The sequence below is a fragment of the Citrobacter sp. Cpo069 genome (assembly GCF_030332785.1).
Classification (GTDB): Bacteria; Pseudomonadota; Gammaproteobacteria; order Enterobacterales; family Enterobacteriaceae; genus Citrobacter; species Citrobacter portucalensis.
Genome location: NZ_JAOWHD010000051.1, coordinates 262,554 through 283,748, shown reverse-complemented (window position 1 = coordinate 283,748; position 21,195 = coordinate 262,554). Strand labels below are relative to the sequence as shown.

19 protein-coding genes are annotated in these 21,195 nt (G+C 52.3%); 12 read left to right on the top strand and 7 right to left on the bottom strand.

Features of this window, described 5'->3' with window-relative positions:
- The first annotated feature begins 13 nt into the window (after positions 1–13).
- Both yhdP and tldD read left to right on the top strand, forming a co-directional pair.
- A complete protein-coding gene (yhdP, locus tag OGY08_RS14130) occupies positions 14–3,814 on the top strand; it encodes an AsmA2 domain-containing protein YhdP (protein WP_125362921.1) in 3,801 nt (1,266 codons plus the stop codon).
- Between the two features lie 147 nt (positions 3,815–3,961).
- Entirely contained in the window at positions 3,962–5,407 is a 1,446-nt protein-coding gene (tldD, locus tag OGY08_RS14125; protein ID WP_003025183.1) for a metalloprotease TldD, read from the top strand.
- An 86-nt stretch (positions 5,408–5,493) separates the two neighbouring features.
- On the opposite strand, the gene aaeR is transcribed toward tldD, so the two are convergent.
- The gene (gene aaeR / locus OGY08_RS14120) at positions 5,494–6,423 is read right to left on the bottom strand and encodes an HTH-type transcriptional activator AaeR (protein WP_008785957.1); all 930 of its coding nucleotides are present in this window, start codon (positions 6,421–6,423) and stop codon (positions 5,494–5,496) included.
- A gap of 184 nt (positions 6,424–6,607) precedes the next feature.
- On the opposite strand from aaeR, the gene aaeX reads away from it, so the two are divergent.
- The 4 genes from aaeX (at position 6,608) to OGY08_RS14100 (ending at position 10,122) form a co-directional block, all read left to right on the top strand.
- On the top strand, positions 6,608–6,811 hold the full coding sequence (aaeX, locus tag OGY08_RS14115) for a p-hydroxybenzoic acid efflux pump operon protein AaeX (protein WP_003828816.1): 204 nt from the start codon (positions 6,608–6,610) through the stop codon (positions 6,809–6,811).
- A gap of 7 nt (positions 6,812–6,818) precedes the next feature.
- The gene (gene aaeA / locus OGY08_RS14110; protein WP_003828814.1) at positions 6,819–7,751 is read left to right on the top strand and encodes a p-hydroxybenzoic acid efflux pump subunit AaeA; all 933 of its coding nucleotides are present in this window, start codon (positions 6,819–6,821) and stop codon (positions 7,749–7,751) included.
- A 5-nt stretch (positions 7,752–7,756) separates the two neighbouring features.
- Positions 7,757–9,724 (top strand): p-hydroxybenzoic acid efflux pump subunit AaeB, encoded by a 1,968-nt coding sequence (gene aaeB / locus OGY08_RS14105; RefSeq protein ID WP_048236868.1) that lies wholly within the window; start codon positions 7,757–7,759, stop codon positions 9,722–9,724.
- Between the two features lie 119 nt (positions 9,725–9,843).
- A complete protein-coding gene (locus tag OGY08_RS14100) occupies positions 9,844–10,122 on the top strand; it encodes a barstar family protein (RefSeq protein WP_003025168.1) in 279 nt (92 codons plus the stop codon).
- A gap of 57 nt (positions 10,123–10,179) precedes the next feature.
- Here OGY08_RS14100 and yhcN read toward each other — a convergent pair whose 3' ends face one another.
- Complete coding sequence (gene yhcN / locus OGY08_RS14095) at positions 10,180–10,446, bottom strand: peroxide/acid stress response protein YhcN (protein ID WP_079938247.1); 267 nt, start codon at positions 10,444–10,446, stop codon at positions 10,180–10,182.
- Between the two features lie 376 nt (positions 10,447–10,822).
- Positions 10,823–11,293: a transcriptional regulator ArgR gene (gene argR / locus OGY08_RS14090; RefSeq protein ID WP_003025162.1), complete on the bottom strand. Its 471-nt coding sequence runs from the start codon at positions 11,291–11,293 to the stop codon at positions 10,823–10,825.
- A 436-nt stretch (positions 11,294–11,729) separates the two neighbouring features.
- Between argR and mdh the strand changes: the two genes are divergently transcribed.
- Positions 11,730–12,665 carry a malate dehydrogenase gene (gene mdh / locus OGY08_RS14085; protein ID WP_008785953.1) on the top strand — a complete coding sequence of 312 codons (936 nt, stop codon included), beginning with the start codon at positions 11,730–11,732 and terminating at the stop codon, positions 12,663–12,665.
- A gap of 146 nt (positions 12,666–12,811) precedes the next feature.
- Here mdh and degS read toward each other — a convergent pair whose 3' ends face one another.
- The 3 genes from degS to zapG all read right to left on the bottom strand — a co-directional run bounded on the left by degS (position 12,812) and on the right by zapG (position 15,903).
- Positions 12,812–13,879, bottom strand: a complete 1,068-nt coding sequence (gene degS, locus OGY08_RS14080; RefSeq protein ID WP_008785952.1) for an outer membrane-stress sensor serine endopeptidase DegS — start codon at positions 13,877–13,879, stop codon at positions 12,812–12,814.
- An 89-nt stretch (positions 13,880–13,968) separates the two neighbouring features.
- Entirely contained in the window at positions 13,969–15,336 is a 1,368-nt protein-coding gene (degQ, locus tag OGY08_RS14075) for a serine endoprotease DegQ (protein WP_125362922.1), read from the bottom strand.
- A gap of 168 nt (positions 15,337–15,504) precedes the next feature.
- Positions 15,505–15,903, bottom strand: coding sequence for a Z-ring associated protein ZapG (gene zapG, locus OGY08_RS14070; protein ID WP_003025147.1), 399 nt, complete (start codon positions 15,901–15,903; stop codon positions 15,505–15,507).
- 192 nt (positions 15,904–16,095) lie between these two features.
- On the opposite strand from zapG, the gene zapE reads away from it, so the two are divergent.
- The 5 genes from zapE to sspB all read left to right on the top strand — a co-directional run bounded on the left by zapE (position 16,096) and on the right by sspB (position 19,742).
- On the top strand, positions 16,096–17,223 hold the full coding sequence (zapE, locus tag OGY08_RS14065) for a cell division protein ZapE (RefSeq protein ID WP_125362923.1): 1,128 nt from the start codon (positions 16,096–16,098) through the stop codon (positions 17,221–17,223).
- 218 nt (positions 17,224–17,441) lie between these two features.
- Positions 17,442–17,870, top strand: coding sequence for a 50S ribosomal protein L13 (gene rplM / locus OGY08_RS14060; protein WP_003025141.1), 429 nt, complete (start codon positions 17,442–17,444; stop codon positions 17,868–17,870).
- A 15-nt stretch (positions 17,871–17,885) separates the two neighbouring features.
- Positions 17,886–18,278: a 30S ribosomal protein S9 gene (gene rpsI / locus OGY08_RS14055; protein ID WP_003025138.1), complete on the top strand. Its 393-nt coding sequence runs from the start codon at positions 17,886–17,888 to the stop codon at positions 18,276–18,278.
- 316 nt (positions 18,279–18,594) lie between these two features.
- The gene (gene sspA, locus OGY08_RS14050; protein WP_003025132.1) at positions 18,595–19,233 is read left to right on the top strand and encodes a stringent starvation protein SspA; all 639 of its coding nucleotides are present in this window, start codon (positions 18,595–18,597) and stop codon (positions 19,231–19,233) included.
- 5 nt (positions 19,234–19,238) lie between these two features.
- The gene (gene sspB, locus OGY08_RS14045) at positions 19,239–19,742 is read left to right on the top strand and encodes a ClpXP protease specificity-enhancing factor (protein ID WP_003025130.1); all 504 of its coding nucleotides are present in this window, start codon (positions 19,239–19,241) and stop codon (positions 19,740–19,742) included.
- 55 nt (positions 19,743–19,797) lie between these two features.
- On the opposite strand, the gene dcuC is transcribed toward sspB, so the two are convergent.
- Complete coding sequence (gene dcuC / locus OGY08_RS14040) at positions 19,798–21,165, bottom strand: anaerobic C4-dicarboxylate transporter DcuC (protein ID WP_057067985.1); 1,368 nt, start codon at positions 21,163–21,165, stop codon at positions 19,798–19,800.
- Positions 21,166–21,195: the final 30 nt, after the last annotated feature.

Below are 21,195 nucleotides of genomic sequence, written 5' to 3'. Positions count from 1 at the left end.
CAAGGAGAGGCGCGTGAGGCGATTGCCGGGGATTTTACTGCTCACTGGAGCCGCATTCGTTGTCATCGCAGCGCTGCTGGTCAGTGGACTGCGCCTTGCGTTACCTCATCTTGATAGCTGGCGTCCGGCCATTCTTGGCAAGATTGAATCCGCCACAGGTCTGCCTGTTTCCGCCAGCCAGCTTTCTGCCAGCTGGCAAAATTTCGGTCCTACGCTTGAAGCGCGCAATATCCATGCGCAGCTGAAAGATGGGGGAGAATTTTCGGTAAAACGCGTCACGCTGGCGCTGGATGTCTGGCAAAGTTTGCTGCACATGCGCTGGCAGTTTCGCGATCTCACCTTCTGGCAACTGCAGTTGCGCACCAATACTCCTATCCAGCGCAGCGAAGGCGGAGATGGGATTGAAACCGGCCATCTCAGCGATCTCTTCCTGCGTCAGTTTGATCATTTCGATCTACGCGACAGCCATATCAGCTTTATAACCCTCTCAGGTCAACGTGCTGAACTGGCGATCCCACAGCTTACCTGGTTGAATGGTAAAAATCGGCATCGCGCCGAGGGTCAGGTCAGTCTCTCCAGCCTGACCGGACAGCACGGCATTATGCAGGTGCGTATGGATCTGCGTGATGGCGAAGGGCTGTTGAATAACGGTCGAGTCTGGCTGCAGGCAGACGACATCGACGTCAAACCGTGGCTGGGCAAATGGATGCAGGATAATGTCGCGCTACAAACCGCGCGTTTTAGCCTGGAAGCATGGATGACGATCAGCAAAGGCGTCGTTTCTGGTGGCGATGTCTGGCTGAAAAAAGGCGGAGCTAGTTGGCTGGGTGAAAATCGTACGCACACGCTCTCTGTCGATAATCTGACGGCGCACATCAGCCGTGAAGAGCCGGGCTGGCAATTCTCTATTCCCGATACGCGAATCACCATGGATGATAAACCCTGGCCGAGCGGGGCATTAACGCTGGCCTGGATCCCTGAGCAGGAAGTCGGTGGCGAGAATAACAAACGCAGTGATGAGCTACGCATTCGCGCCAGTAATCTGGAATTGGCCGGGTTAGAAGGACTGCGTCCGATGGCGTCCAGGTTATCGCCTGCGCTGGGTGATATCTGGCGGGCCACGCAACCCAGCGGCAAAATAGATGTGCTTGCGCTGGATATCCCGTTACAGGCGACAGAAAAAACCCGCTTCCTGTCCTCGTGGACCGATTTGGCCTGGAAACAGTGGAAGCTGCTGCCGGGGGCAGAACATTTCTCCGGTACGCTTGCGGGCAGCGTTGAAAATGGGGCGCTTACCGCCTCCATGAAACAAGCCAAAATGCCGTATGAAACCGTCTTCCGCGCGCCGCTGGAAATAGAGAACGGCGTGGCGACGCTAAGCTGGCTGAAGAATGATAAAGGCTTCCAGTTAGACGGGCGCAACATTGATGTTAAAGCGAAAGCGGTACATGCGCGCGGTGGTTTTCGCTATCTGCAACCGGCTGATGATGAGCCATGGTTGGGCATTCTGGCCGGTATCAGCACCGACGATGGCTCCCAGGCCTGGCGCTATTTCCCGGAAAACCTGATGGGTAAGGATCTGGTTGACTACCTCAGCGGCGCTATTCAGGGCGGCGAAGCGGATAACGCCACGCTGGTGTATGGCGGTAACCCGAATCTGTTCCCGTATCTGCACAATGAAGGGCAGTTTCAGGTCCTGGTGCCGCTACGCAATGCGAAATTTGCTTTCCAGCCCGACTGGCCTGCGCTAACCGATCTTAATATCGAACTAAACTTCATTAACGATGGCCTGTGGATGAAGACGGATAGCGTCAATCTAGGCGGCGTGAAGGCCAGTAACCTGACGGCTAATATTCCCGACTATGCAAAAGAAAAGCTGCTGATTGATGCCGATATCAACGGGCCAGGCAAGGCGGTTGGACCTTATTTTGATGAGACTCCGTTGAAGGATTCTCTCGGTGCCACGCTGGAACAGTTGCAAATTGACGGTGATGTGAATGCTCGCTTACATCTTGATATTCCGCTAGACGGCTCGCTGGTTACCGCCAAAGGCGACGTCAACCTGCGTAATAACAGCTTGTTTATTAAACCACTCGACAGCACGCTGAAGAATTTGAATGGTAAATTCAGCTTTATCAACGGCGATCTGAAGAGCGAGCCGATGACGGCGAACTGGTTTAATCAGCCGCTGAACGTCGACTTCTCCACCACCGAAGGGGCGAAAGCCTATCAGGTAGCCGTGAACCTGCAAGGCGACTGGCAGCCAACCCGCATGGGGATTTTACCGGCGCAGGTCAACGACGCCTTAAGCGGCAGCATGGCGTGGAATGGCAAAGTGGGTATCGATCTTCCGTATCATGCCGGGCCGACCTACGACATTGAGCTAAAGGGTGACCTGAAGAATGTAAGTAGTCACTTACCTGCTCCGCTGAATAAAGCGCCCGGTGAAGCGTTGCCGGTAAACGTTAAGGCTAACGGCAATCTGCGCAGCTTTGAACTGACCGGCAATGCTGGCAGTAAGAACCACTTTAACAGCCGCTGGTTGCTGAATCAGAAACTGACGCTTGACCGCGCTATCTGGACGTCGGAAAGCCGTACTGTGCCCGCGTTACCCGATCAGCAAGGCATTGAGCTTAATCTTCCCCCTATGGATGGCGCGCAATGGCTGGCGTTGTTCCAAAAAGGCGCAGCGGATAACGTTGGCACTAATGCCAACTTCCCACAACGCATCACCGTGCGTACGCCATCGTTATCCCTGGGCGGTCAGCAGTGGAATAATTTGAGTATTGTGTCTGAGCCTGCGAGCAATGGCTCCATCGTGCAGGCGCAGGGTCGTGAAATTAATGCCACGCTGGCGATGCGCAATAATGCGCCATGGCTGGCCAATATTAAGTATCTTTATTACAACCCCAGCGCGGCGAAAGCGTCACCGGGCAACACATCAGCCTCGCCGTTTTCCGCCGTGGACAACTTCAGCTTCCGCGGCTGGCCGGACCTTCAGTTACGCTGTGCCGAGTGCTGGATGTGGGGACAGAAATATGGGCGCATTGATGCCGATGTAGCAATTAAAGGCGACACGCTAACGTTGAGCAACGGTCTGTTGGATACGGGCTTTGCCAGACTGACCACCGATGGCGTGTGGGTGAATGCACCGGGCAAAGAGCGAACGTCACTGAAGGGTAAACTGAGCGGTAATAAAATTGACTCTGCGGCCAGTTTCTTTGGCGTATCGACCCCGATTCGTAATTCTTCGTTCAACGTGGAGTATGACCTGCACTGGCGTAACCCGCCATGGGATCCGGACGAAGCTTCGCTGAATGGGATTTTGCGTACCCGGTTGGGCAAAGGTGAGCTTACCGAACTCAGTACCGGGCATGCGGGGCAACTGTTGCGACTGCTGAGCTTTGATGCGTTGCTACGTAAACTGCGTTTTGATTTTAGCGATACCTTCAGTGAAGGTTTCTATTTCGACTCGATTCGCAGCACGGCGTGGATCAAAGATGGTGTGATGCATACCGACGACACGCTGGTGGATGGTCTGGAGGCAGACATTGCGATGAAAGGCTCAGTGAACCTGGTCCGTCGGGAGCTGGATATGGAAGCCATTGTCGCGCCTGAAATTTCTGCCACCGTAGGGGTTGCCGCTGCGTTTGCTGTCAACCCGATTGTCGGCGCGGCGGTATTTGCTGCCAGTAAGGTTCTGGGGCCATTATGGAGCAAAGTTTCGATTCTGCGCTATCGCATCACCGGTCCGGTCGATAAACCGCAGATTAACGAAGTTCTGCGTCAGCCACGTAAAGAAAGCCAGCAATGATTTGACGGGGGCAAGTAATTGCCCCAATCTCAGTACATAGTATTGCCGGATGGAGCAGCGCTTATCCGGCCTACAGTAGCCTAACAACGTAGGCCGGATAAGGCGTTTTTGCCGCCATCCGGCAGAATTAAATGAGTAACCAAAACGATGAGTCTGAACCTGGTAAGTGAACAATTGCTAGCGGCGAATGGCCTGAAACATCAGGATCTGTTTGCCATTCTGGGCCAACTGGCCGAACGCCGTCTTGACTACGGCGATCTCTACTTTCAGTCGAGCTATCACGAATCCTGGGTTTTAGAAGACCGCATCATTAAAGACGGCTCTTACAATATCGATCAGGGTGTTGGTGTGCGTGCCATCAGCGGCGAAAAAACAGGGTTTGCCTATGCAGACCAGATCAGCCTGCTGGCGCTGGAGCAAAGTGCTCATGCTGCCCGTACTATCGTGCGTGACAGCGGTGACGGCAAAGTAAAAACGCTGGGAGCGGTTGAGCATCAGGCGCTTTACACTTCGGTTGATCCGTTACAGAGCATGAGCCGCGAAGAGAAACTGGATATTCTGCGTCGCGTTGATAGCGTGGCCCGTGCCGCCGACAAACGCGTCCAGGAAGTAACCGCCAGCCTGACCGGTGTTTATGAACTGATCCTGGTAGCAGCGACCGACGGTACGTTGGCCGCTGACGTTCGTCCGCTGGTACGCCTGTCCGTAAGCGTACAGGTCGAAGAGGACGGTAAGCGCGAGCGCGGTGCCAGCGGTGGTGGCGGTCGTTTTGGCTATGACTATTTCCTTGGCGACCTTGATGGTGAAGTCCGTGCTGACGCTTGGGCGAAAGAAGCCGTACGCATGGCGTTAGTTAATTTGTCCGCGGTAGCAGCGCCTGCTGGTACGCTGCCGGTAGTACTCGGCGCTGGCTGGCCTGGCGTTCTGCTGCATGAAGCGGTCGGTCATGGTCTGGAAGGTGACTTTAACCGCCGTGGTACCTCGGTTTTCAGCGGTCACATGGGTGAGCTGGTGGCGTCGGAACTGTGTACCGTTGTGGATGATGGCACAATGGCGGACCGTCGTGGCTCTGTGGCTATTGATGATGAAGGCACGCCGGGTCAGTACAACGTGCTGATCGAAAACGGTATTCTGAAAGGCTACATGCAGGACAAACTGAATGCACGCCTGATGGGCGTCGCGCCAACGGGTAACGGTCGCCGTGAATCTTACGCGCACCTGCCGATGCCACGTATGACCAACACCTACATGCTGCCGGGGAAATCCACGCCGCAGGAAATCATCGAATCCGTTGAATACGGCATTTATGCGCCTAACTTCGGCGGCGGCCAGGTGGATATCACCTCCGGGAAATTTGTGTTCTCGACGTCTGAAGCGTATCTGATTGAAAACGGTAAAGTAACCAAACCGGTGAAAGGCGCGACGCTGATTGGGTCTGGTATCGAAGCGATGCAGCAGATTTCAATGGTAGGTAACGACCTGAAGCTGGATAACGGGGTTGGTGTGTGCGGTAAAGAAGGGCAGAGCCTGCCGGTGGGCGTGGGCCAGCCGACACTGAAGGTGGATAACCTGACGGTGGGTGGTACAGCATAACATCATGATGTATGCCCGATAAGCACCAGCGCTATCGGGCATCTTTCCGGACGCGGCGTCAACGCCTTATCCGGCCAATACTCTTTTTATTTCTCTTTTCCCCGGCCGTACATCCCCTGAAAAAGCTGCGCTACATCGACAAAATACTCCGTCAAATAGTTAATCACCACCTGGACCTTGAGCGGCAGTTTGTCTTTTTCGGTATACAGCGCATAGACCGGACGCGGATCCGACTGGTAGCGGGGGAGCAGGATCTCCACTTCGCCACGATTGATCTCATTGATCACCCACATTAGCGGCACATAGGCAATGCCTGCACCCGCAGCCAGCCAGCGCACCAATGTCATCGGATCGTTAGTCACAAAACGCCCCTCTGGTATCAGACGGGTGGAAATTCCTTCCGGAGCGATAAGCTCGAATTCATTATCCGGGCGCACGCTGTATTCCAGCCACGAGTGGTTGCTGAGATCGGCGGGTTTCTCCGGGGCACCAAACTGTGCGAGATAGCTTTTAGCCGCGCAGACTACCATCGGCATGGCACCCAGGCGACGCGAGAACAGACTGGAGTCCTGCAACGCACCGACGCGGATAACCACGTCCAGACCATCGGCGATTAAATCCGGGGCCGGGATGCCTGTTACCAGATTTACCGTCAGACCGGGGTATTCCTTCAGCATGGTCGCGGTCAATCCGGCGAGGACATTTTGTGCCATGGTTGAAGAACAACCAATGCGCAGCGTGCCGATGGGCGTGTTGTTAAAGGCATAAAGCTGCTCGTGAACATCCTGCGCTTCGTGCAGCATTCTCCGGCAGCCCTGGTAGTAAATTTTACCGGCTTCGGTCAGCCCAATGCTGCGTGTACTGCGGTTTAGCAGCTTAACCTGTAGCTCATCTTCCAGTTTGGAGACCGTCTGGCTTATCGATGAAACGCTCATTTGTAGCTGTCTTGCGGCGGCGGTGAAGGAGCCCAGTTCGACGACTTTGGCGAACACCGACATACGTTTTAATCGTTCCATTGTTCACTCTGGCTTAAAAGTGATTTAGATCACATAATATAGATAACAGCATAACAGTTACGTTAATATATTATTATTCAAATAACAGCTATGTCGCTCTCGCCTGGCTCATCCTTGCCCTTCTCTGCGGTGACATACGCTAGAAAATCTATCACCTGCACTCTCTTAAGTTACCAAGGTCAACATGAGTCTGTTTCCCGTTATCGTGGTGTTTGGTTTGTCCTTCCCACCGATTTTTTTCGAATTACTTTTGTCACTGGCGATTTTCTGGCTGGTGCGCCGGATGCTGGTTCCAACCGGCATCTATGATTTTGTCTGGCATCCGGCTCTGTTTAACACCGCGCTGTATTGCTGCCTGTTCTATTTAATAACGCGCCTGTTCGTTTGAGGTTGAAGTGAAAACACTAACAAAAAAACTCTCCCGTACGGCCACGACTCTCGTACTGGTCATTCTGGCCTTCATCGCTATTTTTCGCGCATGGGTGTATTACACCGAGTCGCCATGGACACGTGATGCGCGTTTCAGCGCGGAAGTTGTCGCTATTGCGCCGGATGTTGCGGGTCTTATTTCCAACGTTAACGTCCATGATAACCAACTGGTGAAAAAGGATCAGATTCTGTTCACCATCGATCAGCCACGCTATAAGAAAGCCCTTGAGCAGGCCGAAGCTGATGTTTCTTATTATCAGGTTCTGGCCCAGGAAAAACGCCAGGAGGCTGGCCGTCGTAACCGCCTGGGCGTGCAGGCCATGTCTCGTGAAGAGATTGACCAGTCAAACAACGTCCTGCAAACCGTATTACACCAGCTTGCGAAAGCACAAGCGACCCGCGACCTGGCAAAATTAGATCTGGAACGTACCGTCATTCGCGCACCAGCAGACGGTTGGGTCACTAACCTGAACGTTTATAGCGGCGAATTTATTACGCGTGGTTCCACAGCGGTGGCACTGGTCAAACAGCATTCTTTCTATGTGCTGGCTTATATGGAAGAAACCAAACTAGAAGGCGTTCGCCCTGGTTATCGCGCTGAGATCACCCCGCTTGGCAGTAATAATGTCTTAAAAGGTACCGTTGATAGCGTGGCGGCGGGGGTAACAAATGCCAGCAGTACGCAGGATGCAAAAGGTATGGCGACCATTGATTCAAATCTGGAATGGGTGCGCCTGGCGCAGCGTGTACCGGTGCGAATCCGCCTTGATGAGCAGCAGGGAACTCTGTGGCCTGCCGGGACAACGGCTACCGTTGTCATTACCGGTAAGCAGGACCGTGATGCAAGCCAGGAGTCCTTCTTCCGTAAAATGGCGCACCGCCTGCGCGAGTTTGGTTAATCGCGATGGGTATTTTCTCCATTGCCAATCAGCATATCCGCTTTGCGGTAAAACTGGCGTGCGCGATTGTACTGGCGCTGTTCGTTGGTTTTCACTTCCAACTTGAGACTCCGCGTTGGGCGGTGCTGACTGCAGCCATTGTGGCGGCAGGCCCGGCCTTTGCTGCCGGTGGGGAACCCTATTCAGGGGCTATTCGCTATCGCGGCATGCTGCGTATTGTCGGGACATTTATCGGTTGTATTGCCGGACTGATCATTATCATCAGTATGATCCGCGCTCCGTTATTGATGATCCTGGTGTGCTGTATCTGGGCCGGATTTTGTACCTGGATCTCGTCACTGGTGAAGATCGAGAACTCCTATGCCTGGGGGCTTTCGGGCTATACGGCGCTGATCATCGTCATTACCATTCAGGCCGAACCGCTGCTGACGCCGCAATTTGCGCTCGAACGTTGCAGTGAAATTGTGATGGGGATTGTCTGTGCCATTGTGGCCGATCTACTTTTCTCTCCCCGTTCGATAAAACAAGAGATTGATGTTGAGCTGGACAGCCTGCTGGTGGCGCAATATCAACTGATGCAGTTGTGCATTAAGCACGGCGACAGCGAGGTTGTGGATAAAGCCTGGGGCGATTTAGTCCGTCGTACGGCAGCGCTGGAAGGTATGCGCAGTAACCTGAATATGGAGTCTTCACGCTGGGGGCGTGCTAACCGCAGGCTTAAGGCATTGAACACGCTGTCGCTCACGCTTATCACGCAGTCCTGCGAAACCTATCTTATTCAGAATACCCGACCGGAACTGATCACTGATACTTTCCGCGAGTTGTTCGATACGTCGGTTGAAACGGCGCAGGATGTCCACAAACAGCTGAAGCGGATGCGTCGTGTGATTGTCTGGACTGGCGAACGTGAAACACCGGTAACGATTTATAGCTGGGCAGGTGCGGCGACGCGCTACCTGCTGCTCAAACGTGGTGTGGTGAGTAATACCAAGATTAGCGCTACGGAAGAAGAGATCCTGCAAGGTGAGCCGGTGGTGAAAGTGGAGTCTGCCGAGCGTCATCATGCGATGGTTAACTTCTGGCGTACCACGCTTTCTTGTGTGCTGGGGACCTTATTCTGGCTATGGACCGGATGGACCTCCGGCAGCGGTGCAATGGTGATGATTGCGGTCGTCACCTCGCTGGCAATGCGTTTGCCAAATCCTCGCATGGTGGCGATAGACTTTATCTATGGGACGTTGGCAGCGTTACCGCTCGGAGCGCTCTATTTCCTGGTGATTATCCCTAATACGCAACAAAGCATGCTGTTACTGTGCCTGAGCCTGGCGGTGCTGGGATTCTTTCTGGGGATTGAGGTACAGAAACGACGGCTGGGATCGATGGGGGCGCTGGCCAGCACCATTAATATCATTGTGCTGGATAACCCGATGACCTTCCACTTTAGCCAGTTCCTTGACAGTGCGCTGGGGCAGATTGTTGGCTGCGTGTTGGCGTTTATCGTCATTCTGCTGGTGCGTGATAACTCTCGTGACAGAACAGGCCGCGTATTGCTCAATCAGTTTGTTTCGGCGGCGGTTTCAGCGATGACCACCAATGTTGTCCGTCGTAAAGAAAATCATCTTCCGGCACTTTATCAGCAGCTGTTTTTGCTGATGAACAAGTTTCCCGGCGATCTGGCGAAGTTTCGCCTGGCGCTGACGATGATCATCGCGCACCAGCGCCTGCGTGATGCACCGGTACCGGTAAACGAGGATCTATCCGCATTCCATCGCCAGCTTCGTCGTACTGCCGATCACGTAATTTCAGCAGGAAATGACGACAAGCGCCGACGCTACTTTAGCCAGTTACTGGAGGAGCTTGAGGTCTACCAGGAGAAATTAATTATCTGGCAAGCACCGCCGCAGGTGACCGAGCCGGTAAAACGACTCAGTGGGATGCTGCACAAATACCAGCATGCGCTGGTCAGTAATTAAGAGTTGTAAACCGACGCTAAAAGCGTCGGTTTTTTTATGGCTATACTTACCTGAAAATGCGAGAGACCCCTGGATATTGGCGGTCTGTAGAGTAGCTGGCGTCGGGATGGTGGCTATAGATGAACATCTATACATTTGATTTTGACGAGATAGAAGATCAGGGCGATTTCTACCGCGAGTTCACGCGCACATTCGGTCTGGCCCGGGAAAAGGTGGTTGATTTGGATTCTCTGTGGGAGGTGGTGATCGGGGAAGTCTTACCGCTGCCGCTGGAGATTGAATTTGTCCATTTACCGGACAAGCTGCGCAGGCGATACGGCGCGTTGATTTTACTGTTCGATGAAGCGGAAGAAGAGCTGGAAGGGCAGTTGCGTTTTAATGTTCGTCACTCAATGTAAGACATAAAAAAGCCCCCGGCAGGCGGGGGCAAGTCGTCGGACTTAGACGACGAGGGTTTATTTGTAGAGTTCTGCAGTAGCGTGCCAGTGAGCACCTTCACGGAGTTCGGTGACGCGATAGCTGCTGGCGCCTGCTTTTTCAGCTTTAGCGGCGATGGCCTGACGCATGTCCATTGGCGAACTACCGATCTGAGAGACGGAGATGCTACCGATGGATTGCAGATTCTGTGCTTCTTGTGAGTTCACCTGAGTAACCGCGGCGCTTGCACCGAAGGAGAGAACAGAAAGAAGGCTTAAGGTTGCAATAGTAGTTTTGATTTTCATGATATTTACCTCGTCGAATTCTTTTATTGGGGTCTGTGTTTCGTGACCCTCATCACAAAATCAAGTATACACTAATCACTCGATAAATTAATACCACGCTAATTGTTTCATTGGGTTTTGAGTGTTAAGAAAATTATTTTTTATAACTCAATGGAATTAAAAAGAGCATTTCAAACAGCCTGTACAAAATAAATTCAATTAAATCATGCAGATACTTTATTTTGCAAAATGTGCGTTTTTAAGGCTGCACATTCACCATGTGAATGTATTTTGATGGTTAAACGCACCATTTGTTAAATCAATAGCAGTGGAAAAGAGAAGGAGGGGGATGAAAAGAGAGTGTTTTCCCCCGCCGCGAGGCGACGGGGAGGCGGTATTACAGTTCTTGTTCGAACAGTTCCAGAATGGCTTCGTACAGATCTTTTACCGTAAAACCCTTAGCTGGGGTGGTGAAGATGGTATCGTCACCGGCAATCGTACCCAGGATACCTTCCGCTTTCCCCAATGAGTCCAGCAGACGTGCAATCAACTGAGCAGCGCCAGGGCTGGTATGAATAACTACGACCGCATCGTTATAGTCGATATCCAACACCAGATTTTTCAGCGGGCTGGAGGTCGTGGGTACGCCCAGTTCCGCCGGAAGGCAGTACACCATTTCCATTTTCGCATTGCGGGTACGCACGGCGCCAAATTTGGTCAGCATGCGTGAAACCTTGGACTGATTGATATTATCAAAGCCCTGATCCTGCAACGCGAGGACGATTTCGCCTTGAGAGCTGAACTTTTCTTCTTTAAGCAGCGCTTTAAACGCCTTTACTAATTCTTCTTGTTTTGCCGAGCTTCGCATAAGTCACCCGTAATATGGCGGTAGAAACAACATTATTGTGCATACAGATGAATTTTTATGCAAACAGTCTGCCTTGTTCAAGGCTGAAATAATGTTATGAAAGAGCGGAATTTTATCAAATTTCGTTATCAAGAAACATGCCTGTGTCACGGCTCGCAAATAAGGTTAAAAGTAAATTAAATGTTATCAAATTGATGTTGTTTTGAGAGGCGGGTAGGGTATATTGTCAGCACCTGTTGGAAAGTTGCTCTACTGTGTGGGTGGTTTTGAATTACGTAACTTAGGTTTTATTTTACGTAAGTTAAATGCATAAAAGCCAAATTTGCGTGACTACGCATTCTTGACGCGTGGTTGTTGTATTCATTGGATTTGTGAATTAAGGTCGCCGCCGCGGAGCAATAGACATTTTGCTTATCAATATAATAAGGAGTTTAGGATGAAAGTTGCAGTCCTCGGCGCTGCTGGTGGTATCGGTCAGGCGCTAGCATTACTGTTAAAAACCCAACTGCCTTCAGGTTCAGAACTCTCCCTGTACGACATCGCTCCAGTAACACCTGGTGTGGCCGTTGATTTGAGCCATATCCCTACTGCTGTGAAAATCAAAGGCTTCAGCGGCGAAGATGCTACCCCTGCACTGGAAGGTGCTGATGTGGTACTGATCTCTGCGGGTGTCGCACGTAAACCGGGTATGGATCGTTCCGACCTGTTCAACGTCAACGCCGGTATCGTGAAGAACCTGGTGCAGCAAGTTGCTAAAACCTGCCCGAAAGCGTGTATCGGTATCATCACCAACCCGGTGAATACTACCGTTGCTATCGCTGCAGAAGTGCTGAAAAAAGCAGGCGTATACGATAAGAACAAACTGTTTGGCGTGACCACGCTGGACATCATCCGCTCCAACACCTTTGTGGCGGAACTGAAAGGCAAACAACCAGGCGACGTTGAAGTTCCGGTTATTGGCGGCCATTCTGGCGTGACCATCCTGCCACTGCTGTCACAAATTCCTGGCGTAAGCTTCACCGAACAAGAAGCAGCTGACCTGACTAAACGTATCCAGAATGCGGGTACTGAAGTTGTGGAAGCCAAAGCCGGTGGCGGTTCTGCAACCCTGTCTATGGGTCAGGCTGCTGCACGTTTCGGCCTGTCCCTGGTTCGCGCATTGAGCGGCGAAAAAGGTGTGGTTGAATGTGCTTACGTTGAAGGCGACGGCCAGTATGCTCGTTTCTTCTCTCAGCCGCTGCTGCTGGGTAAAAACGGCGTAGAAGAGCGTCAGTCTATCGGCAAGCTGAGCGCGTTTGAACAAAGCTCGCTGGAAGGCATGCTGGATACGCTGAAAAAAGATATTACTCTGGGCGAAGAGTTCGTTAAGTAACGCGAGAGAGGCCTGCGTGTATTTGTAGGCCTGATAAGCGTAGCGCCATCAGGCATTACGTACTAACTCTCTACGATATCGCCTAATAAAAACCGGAGCCAACATGCTCCGGTTTTTTTATGGTCAGTAGGCCGCCAGACGTGACGTTAATTGGTGGCAGGGTATTCCTGGATCGTTACCTGCAGCGTCAACTGTTTGTCATCACGCATCACGACAACGGAGATAACTGAACCTGGTCGAATCTCTGCCACCTGGTCCATCGTTTCCAGCGCAGACACCGCCGGTTTGTTATTGACCGAGATAATCAGATCGTTAACCTGAATGCCTGCCTGTGCTGCCGGACCATCCGGGGAAACTTCGTTAACCACAATCCCCTGAATTTGATCCATCCCGCCGCCCTGAGCGTGCAGTGGTGCAATTTCGCGACCGCTGATACCGATGTAGCCACGAATCACGCGCCCGTCACGAATCAGCTTATCCATGATTTTAGTCGCCAACTGAAACGGAATGGCAAAGCCGATCCCTTCCGGGGTTTCGCCATCGTTGCTCTTATCAAATGACAGCGTGTTAATCCCCATCAATTCACCCAGTGAGTTGACCAGCGCACCGCCGGAGTTTCCGTGGTTGATGGAAGCATCTGTTTGCAGGAAGTTTTGCCGTCCTGTCGGGTTCAGGCCAATTCGACCGGTGGCGCTGATGATCCCCTGAGTGATGGTTTGCCCAAGGTTGTACGGGTTACCGATGGCGAGTACCACGTCACCAATGTGCGGCACGCGTTTGTTATTAATTGGGATTGTTGGCAGCCCGCCAGTGGCGTTGATTTTCAGCACCGCAAGGTCGGTTAACGTATCAGACCCCACAAGCAGCGCTTCAAATACGCGACCGTCCTGCAATGCGACGATGATTTGGTCAGCATCGTTAATGACGTGCTTATTGGTAATGATATAGCCGCGCTGATCCATGATAACGCCTGAGCCGAGCGTGCGGATCTCAAGCTGGTTGTGCGCGGTACTGTTCATACTGCGGTTATAAACGTTCACGACGGCAGGCGCTGCGCGGCGAACCGCCGGGTTATAGCTAGCGGGCGTTTCATCTGCACTGTCGAACTGCGGTGCGGTAAGCGTATTAATTTTTCGCAGAGAGGGCATCGCGGCCAGCAGGATGGCGCCGACGATTAAACCAATCGCGACCGAACGTAAAAGCTTCACAAACATGATGGCGGCGTCATTAATAAAGGGAACGGCAGCAGCATATCACGAGTTTACCGGACATCACACGAGGGGCTGATGTCCGGTTGCATGCGTTAACGCAGGAGCAGGTAAATACTCTCGTTACCGCGCACCACCTGCAGAGCAATGATCGACGGTTTCGCTTCCAGCACTTTTCGCATTTCGGCGATTGAGTTTACGCGATCGCGGTTAACGCCAATGATAACATCATCTTTATGCAGACCGGCCTGTGCTGCAGGGCTGCTTTTTTCTACGTTATCAATTCTGATGCCTTTGGTGCCGTCTTTTAACTGACCATCGCTGAGCGTGGCCCCTTGCAACGCAGGCGCAATCATCTCTGCGCTGGCGGACGATGATGTGCTGGTATCGAGGGTGACTTCAACCTCCAGCGGTTTACCGTTACGCAGCAGGCCCAGTTTGACCTTGGTCCCAGGTTCAGTTGTCGCAATGCGTGAACGCAGTTCGGCGAAGCTGTTGAGCGGTTTACCGTTGAGGCTGGTAATGACGTCACCAGATTTCACTCCCGCTTTTGCGGAGCCGGAGTTAGGCAGAACCTCACTGACAAACGCCCCACGCTGTACGTCCAGTTTGAACGCTTTGGCGATATCCGAGGTCATTTCGGTGCCTTTGATACCCAACAGACCGCGTTTGATTTCACCAAACTGCATCAGCTGCTGTGCCAGCGTGCGCGCCATGTTGCTCGGGATTGCAAAACCAATCCCGATGCTGCCGCCGCCGGGGGCCAGAATCGCGGTGTTAATACCGATCAGCTCACCGTTCAGGTTGAGCAATGCGCCGCCGGAGTTACCGCGGTTGATAGAGGCATCAGTCTGAATAAAGTTTTCCAGACCTTCCAGGTTCAACCCACTGCGACCCAAGGCAGATACAATGCCGGAGGTGGCTGTTTGACCCAAACCGAACGGGTTACCCACAGCCACCGCGAAATCACCCACGCGGAGTTTGTCGGAGTCAGCAATGGCAATTTGCGTCAGGTTGCTGGGGTGCTGAATTTGTAGCAGTGCGATATCGCTCTGATCGTCGCTGCCGATAAGCTTAGCGTCGAACTCTCGGCCATCATTAAGCTGAACGCTGATTTTTTGCGCCTGATTAATAACGTGGTTATTGGTCAGAACGTAGCCTTTGGCTGCGTCAATGATGACCCCTGAACCCAGCCCTTCAAAGGGTTGTGACGGTTGATCGGGAAGTTCATCACCAAAAAACTTTTTGAACTCTTCCGGGACTTTCTGCCCCTGAGTGGCTGTACCTTCAACCCTTACGCTCACCACGGCAGGTAACACTTTCTCCAGCATCGGAGCGAGGCTGGGAAGCGCAGCCTGACCGGGAACCTGGCCGGGGATAGACGCTGCGACCGGGAATGGCGCCGAGAGAGTTAACCCGACACTTAACGCTAATGCACTCAACAGCTGGGTTTGTTTTTTCATGGATCCTGCTCTCGTACCTTGAGTAAACGGAAGATGATTCAAAACAGGTTGATGTTATTGAATTTTCGGTTAGGTCACAATGCGGCTAACGACTAAATAATAGCTGGGACAGGAAGAGAAGCGGAGGGCGCAATTGCTGCGCCCAATAAATTTCTTAACGATGTGCGGTTAGTCGCGCTTTGCGCCGCTACGCAGCAGGCCGGATGCCCCTTCAGAATAGTCACGTGGCATCTGAACCGGCGCCTGATCGTTGCCTGCTTCAGACTCTGCCAGACGGTTACGGAACGGGTTGTTTTCCGGCGACATACCCGGCAGCAGGTTGCTGGAGCTTTTCGCCATGTGCTGGTAAATCTGACGATAATCGTCCGCCATGTTATCCAGCAATTCAGCGCTGCGGGCAAAGTGGCTCACCAGCTCTTCGCGGTACTCTTCCAGCTCAGCTTTATTTTTTTCCAGTTCGTACTGCAATGCCTGCTGTTGGCGTAATTTACGATTACCAAAACGCATGGCTACAGCACCAATAATGATACCGACGACTAACCCAATTAGCGCATATTCCCAGGTCATGAACATCTCCCGTTGTCTTGTGTTTCCGTAGGGTGTTGGCTTTAGGCTCCATGCCTGCGCCTGATTATGCCACTATAACCGCTAATCCCGTAGAAGTGGAATCCCGTGTTTATATCACGTAATGTAGAACGGCCTTTTTTTCGTCAACCGTGAGCGACGGCACATCGATTCTCAAGGAATAACAATAACATCATGCAAAGCTTTTCCCCTACATCGCGTTACCAGCAAGCCCTCAACGACGGCAGTCATCAACCCGACAACGTACAACTCGAAGCCGTGAATCGACTGGAAACCATTTTCCAGGCGCTTACGACGTCAGCACGTCCTGCGCCGCAGGAGGGTGGACTGATGGCGCGTTTTGGTAAGTTGCTGGGCAAGCGTGAGTCACCGATCAACGCGCCGGTGCGTGGTTTATATATGTGGGGCGGAGTTGGGCGCGGAAAAACCTGGCTGATGGATCTGTTCTACCATAGCCTGCCGGGCGAACGTAAACAGCGTTTGCACTTTCACCGTTTTATGCTGCGCGTGCATGAAGAGCTTACTGCCTTACAGGGGCAGAGCGATCCGCTGGAAATCATCGCCGACCGCTTTAAGGCCGAAACCGACGTGCTGTGCTTCGACGAATTTTTTGTTTCTGATATCACCGACGCCATGCTGCTCGGCGGCCTGATGAAAGCGCTGTTTGCCCGCGGTATTACGCTGGTGGCGACCTCTAATATTCCGCCAGATGAGCTATATCGTAACGGTTTGCAACGCACGCGTTTTCTTCCTGCCATTGATGCGATCAAACAGCATTGCGACATCATGAATGTCGATGCCGGCGTCGATTATCGTCTGCGCACCTTAACGCAGGCGCATTTGTGGTTGTCGCCATTGAATGAGGAAACCCGCCAGCAGATGGATAAGCTCTGGCTGGCATTAGCGGGAACCAAAGGTGAACATGCGCCAACGCTGGAGATCAATCATCGACCTATGCAAACCCTGGCTGTAGAAAATCAGACGCTGGCGGTATCGTTCACTACGCTCTGCGTCGATGCCCGGAGTCAGCATGACTACATTGCGCTGTCGCGTCTGTTTCACACGGTGCTGTTGTCTGATGTGCCGGTCATGACCCCGCTGATGGAGAGTGAAGCGCGACGCTTTATCGCATTGGTGGATGAGTTCTACGAACGCCACGTCAAGCTGGTGGTCAGTGCGGCATCACCCCTCTATGAAATTTATCAGGGTGAGCGTCTGAAGTTTGAATTTCAGCGTTGTTTGTCGCGTTTGCAGGAGATGCAAAGCGAAGAGTATCTGAAGCGGGAACATTTAGCCGGTTAAACCTGCCGCAAATCACATAAAGGGGTCGATCTTTGACCCTGACTTCTCTATAATCTTGCGACCCCACGTTACGAGAGAGTTTTTTTCCCAAAACTTTCTATGCGCCGGCATAGGCTATTCGAAGGGGTAGGTTTGCTGGACAATGTCGTGTGAACCTCAACTGACAAAACGTTTGGGTGTTCACCAACGTGTAACTTATTTATTTGGGTAAGCTTTTAATGAAAACTTTTACAGCTAAACCAGAAACCGTAAAACGCGACTGGTATGTTGTTGACGCGACCGGTAAAACTCTGGGCCGTCTGGCTTCCGAACTGGCTCTGCGCCTGCGCGGTAAGCACAAAGCGGAATACACTCCGCACGTAGATACCGGTGATTACATCATCGTTCTGAACGCTGACAAAGTTGCTGTAACCGGCAACAAGCGTACTGACAAAGTGTACTATCACCACACCGGCCACATCGGTGGTATCAAACAAGCGACCTTTGAAGAGATGATTGCTCGCCGTCCTGAGCGTGTGCTTGAAATCGCGGTTAAAGGCATGCTGCCAAAAGGCCCGCTGGGTCGTGCTATGTTCCGTAAACTGAAAGTTTACGCTGGCAACGAGCACAACCACGCGGCACAGCAACCGCAAGTTCTTGACATCTAATCGGGATTATAGGCAATGGCTGAAAATCAATACTACGGCACTGGTCGCCGCAAAAGTTCCGCAGCTCGCGTTTTCATCAAACCGGGCAGTGGTAAAATCGTAATCAACCAACGTTCTCTGGAACAGTACTTCGGTCGTGAAACTGCCCGCATGGTAGTTCGTCAGCCGCTGGAACTGGTCGACATGGTTGAGAAACTGGATCTGTACATCACTGTTAAAGGTGGTGGTATCTCTGGTCAGGCTGGTGCGATCCGTCACGGTATCACCCGCGCTCTGATGGAGTACGACGAATCCCTGCGTGGCGAACTGCGTAAAGCTGGCTTCGTTACCCGTGATGCTCGTCAGGTTGAACGTAAGAAAGTCGGTCTGCGTAAAGCACGTCGTCGTCCTCAGTTCTCCAAACGTTAATTGTACTCTGCTTCGGCAGACGACAATTTGCGAAAAAACCCGCTTCGGCGGGTTTTTTTATCGTTATTTCTCGCCTCAGAACCACGGTAATCCGCTGATTGCCACCTCTTTTTCCCCATTTCAAGAATCGACTCACCACAAAGGTCACAAAATCTGGTAAACTATCATCCAATTTTCTGCCCAAATGTCCGGTATCGTTCATTTTTTGTTTGCATTTTGAGCAGTAATGACTTTCCCGAGTTTGGGTGACATCACTTCTGGCTGGCCACTGAGTGGCTGGTAGCAGTAAAAATTCTGAATATACCTGGAGGTTTTCATGGCTGTCGCTGCCAACAAACGTTCGGTAATGACGCTGTTTTCTGGTCCTACTGACATCTATAGCCATCAGGTCCGCATTGTGCTGGCTGAGAAAGGTGTTAGTTTCGAGATTGAGCATGTGGAGAAGGACAATCCACCTCAGGATCTGATCGACCTCAACCCGAATCAGAGCGTACCGACACTGGTGGATCGTGAGCTGACCCTGTGGGAATCTCGCATCATTATGGAATACCTGGATGAGCGCTTCCCGCATCCTCCGCTGATGCCGGTTTACCCGGTTGCGCGTGGTGAAAGCCGCCTGTACATGCAGCGTATTGAAAAAGACTGGTACACGCTGATGAACGTCATCGTGAACGGTTCTGCATCTGAAGCCGAAGTCGCGCGTAAGCGTCTGCGCGAAGAACTGCTGGCAATCGCGCCAGTATTTGGCCAGAAACCTTACTTCCTGAGCGATGAGTTCAGCCTGGTAGACTGCTATCTGGCGCCGCTGCTGTGGCGTTTACCGCAGCTGGGTATTGAATTCAACGGTGCAGGTTCGAAAGAACTGAAAGGGTATATGACTCGCGTCTTCGAACGAGACTCTTTCCTGGCTTCTCTGACTGAGCCTGAACGTGAAATGCGTCTGGGCCGGGGTTAACCTGTATGGATTTGCCACAGCTAACACCACGCCGTCCGTATCTGCTGCGCGCGTTCTATGAGTGGTTGCTGGACAACCAGCTCACGCCGCATCTGGTGGTGGATGTGACGCTCCAGGACGTGCAGGTTCCAATGGAATATGCGCGTGACGGGCAAATTGTTCTGAATATTGCACCGCGTGCGGTGGGCAACCTGGAACTGGCTAACGATGAAGTGCGCTTTAACGCGCGCTTCGGTGGTGTGCCGCGTCAGGTATCTGTGCCGTTGGCTGCCGTTCTGGCAATTTATGCACGTGAAAATGGCGCCGGTACGATGTTCGAACCGGAAGCCGCCTACGACGAAGATGTTGCCAGCTTAAATGATGACGACAACGACGCGTCTGGTTTTGAGAGTGAAACGGTCATGTCGGTCATTGATGGCGATAAACCTGATAATGGCGACGACAACGATCCGGATGATACTCCGCCACCGCCTCGCGGTGGGCGTCCAGCGCTGCGCGTAGTGAAATAAGTAGTGAAATGAAAAACAGGCCCTTTGGGGCCTGTTCTGTTTTCTGGCTTTGGTATCAATAAAACAGCGCGATGGTGGCTACCATATTCACCACAAATCCTACTGCCATCGGGATTGCTGTACGTTTTACCACTTCAAAGGGCGATACGCCGGCAATACCCGATGTCACGACAATTACAGCGGTTATGGGTGACACCGCGCGGGCAAGCGTAGTGGCAAAATGCATCGGCATAATCATTACTACCGCAGGAATATGCAGCCCGGCGGCAATATCCGGAATGAGGCTGGCAAAAGACATAAACGGCGCGTTGCCTGACCCCATGACGATTGCGCAGGCGGCGATGACCACCGCCATGATGATCATCACGCCGATACCGCCAAGACCGGAATGCTCTGCGCCTTTTATTACGGCATCGACAGTCCCGATAGTCGTCAACCCTTTCGCAAAGATTTCACCGGCGACCACCAGGGTGACAACGTTGGCAAACTGCGTCCCCATGCCGTCAAAAAAAGCCTGCACATCATCCATCGTTTCGCGCAGATTATGTTTATGCAGGAATTCAACAAACATAGTCAGCGTCATGCTCATCAACATCACCACCACCAGATTCAACTCTGCTTTCATTAGCCCCATTTGTGCAAGGGCAAGCGAGCCCAGCATCAGGATCAGCGGCATCACCGGCAAAATGGCGTAATAGAGCGGGGGTACGTTTTCCAGCGCCTTTTGTTCCGCAAATCCGTTACTTTCCGGTGCGGCTTTTTTATCAAATTGACGCTGAACGAAAAAATGCGCAATGGCGACGGCGACAATGACACACGACGCGACGGGCAACTGGTATTGAAAGAAATAGGTGGCGATTTTCATGCCCGCGACCTGCGCGGCAAAAATAGAGTTGGTTTCCAGAATGCCCCACTCAATCGACATCGAAGTGGCAATGACCGCAACAGCGGATAAACGGCTTACGCCAAGACTAACCAGCGTTGGGAACAGCGTCACCATCAGCAACATACCTAACCCGGATGCGCTGGTAATGAACTGCGCCATGATCTGACCAATCACATAGGTGGCGGCAAGCACTACATAGGGTGAACGGATTAGCTTGAGCGGGCGGCTTAACAGGCTAACCATCGCTCTGCTGGCCCCCATTCTGTCCATATAACGGGCATAACCGCCCACCGCCATGATTGATAACCCCAGTCCGGCCGCGCGGTTGGAGAGCATACGCAAAATTTCGTTGTAAATATCGACCAGTAGATAGCCACTGCTTTTGTCGTTAGCGACCAACGCGCCGTAGCCCAGCCAGACGCCGCAGATCATCAGGAAGATCCCGGCGGCGGCCAGCACGACCTGCGGTTTGTAGTTTTTGAGGATCAGGTAACCCATCGTTAATAAAACGATGACAGAGATAATGATGCCGAACATTGTTTCACTCCATGCCAGAGAAGAAGATAA

Excerpts from the sequence above, each read along its gene's own strand:
- sspB (WP_003025130.1), top strand. The coding sequence starts at position 19,239 with ATGGATTTGCCACAGCTAACACCACGCCGTCCGTATCTGCTGCGCGCG.
- aaeR (WP_008785957.1), bottom strand. The coding sequence starts at position 6,423 with ATGGAACGATTAAAACGTATGTCGGTGTTCGCCAAAGTCGTCGAACTG.
- aaeB (WP_048236868.1), top strand. The coding sequence starts at position 7,757 with ATGGGTATTTTCTCCATTGCCAATCAGCATATCCGCTTTGCGGTAAAA.
- zapG (WP_003025147.1), bottom strand. The coding sequence starts at position 15,903 with ATGACCTGGGAATATGCGCTAATTGGGTTAGTCGTCGGTATCATTATT.
- tldD (WP_003025183.1), top strand. The coding sequence starts at position 3,962 with ATGAGTCTGAACCTGGTAAGTGAACAATTGCTAGCGGCGAATGGCCTG.
- yhcN (WP_079938247.1), bottom strand. The coding sequence starts at position 10,446 with ATGAAAATCAAAACTACTATTGCAACCTTAAGCCTTCTTTCTGTTCTC.
- degQ (WP_125362922.1), bottom strand. The coding sequence starts at position 15,336 with ATGAAAAAACAAACCCAGCTGTTGAGTGCATTAGCGTTAAGTGTCGGG.
- zapE (WP_125362923.1), top strand. The coding sequence starts at position 16,096 with ATGCAAAGCTTTTCCCCTACATCGCGTTACCAGCAAGCCCTCAACGAC.
- mdh (WP_008785953.1), top strand. The coding sequence starts at position 11,730 with ATGAAAGTTGCAGTCCTCGGCGCTGCTGGTGGTATCGGTCAGGCGCTA.
- aaeX (WP_003828816.1), top strand. The coding sequence starts at position 6,608 with ATGAGTCTGTTTCCCGTTATCGTGGTGTTTGGTTTGTCCTTCCCACCG.
- degS (WP_008785952.1), bottom strand. The coding sequence starts at position 13,879 with ATGTTTGTGAAGCTTTTACGTTCGGTCGCGATTGGTTTAATCGTCGGC.
- argR (WP_003025162.1), bottom strand. The coding sequence starts at position 11,293 with ATGCGAAGCTCGGCAAAACAAGAAGAATTAGTAAAGGCGTTTAAAGCG.
- sspA (WP_003025132.1), top strand. The coding sequence starts at position 18,595 with ATGGCTGTCGCTGCCAACAAACGTTCGGTAATGACGCTGTTTTCTGGT.
- rpsI (WP_003025138.1), top strand. The coding sequence starts at position 17,886 with ATGGCTGAAAATCAATACTACGGCACTGGTCGCCGCAAAAGTTCCGCA.
- rplM (WP_003025141.1), top strand. The coding sequence starts at position 17,442 with ATGAAAACTTTTACAGCTAAACCAGAAACCGTAAAACGCGACTGGTAT.
- OGY08_RS14100 (WP_003025168.1), top strand. The coding sequence starts at position 9,844 with ATGAACATCTATACATTTGATTTTGACGAGATAGAAGATCAGGGCGAT.
- dcuC (WP_057067985.1), bottom strand. The coding sequence starts at position 21,165 with ATGTTCGGCATCATTATCTCTGTCATCGTTTTATTAACGATGGGTTAC.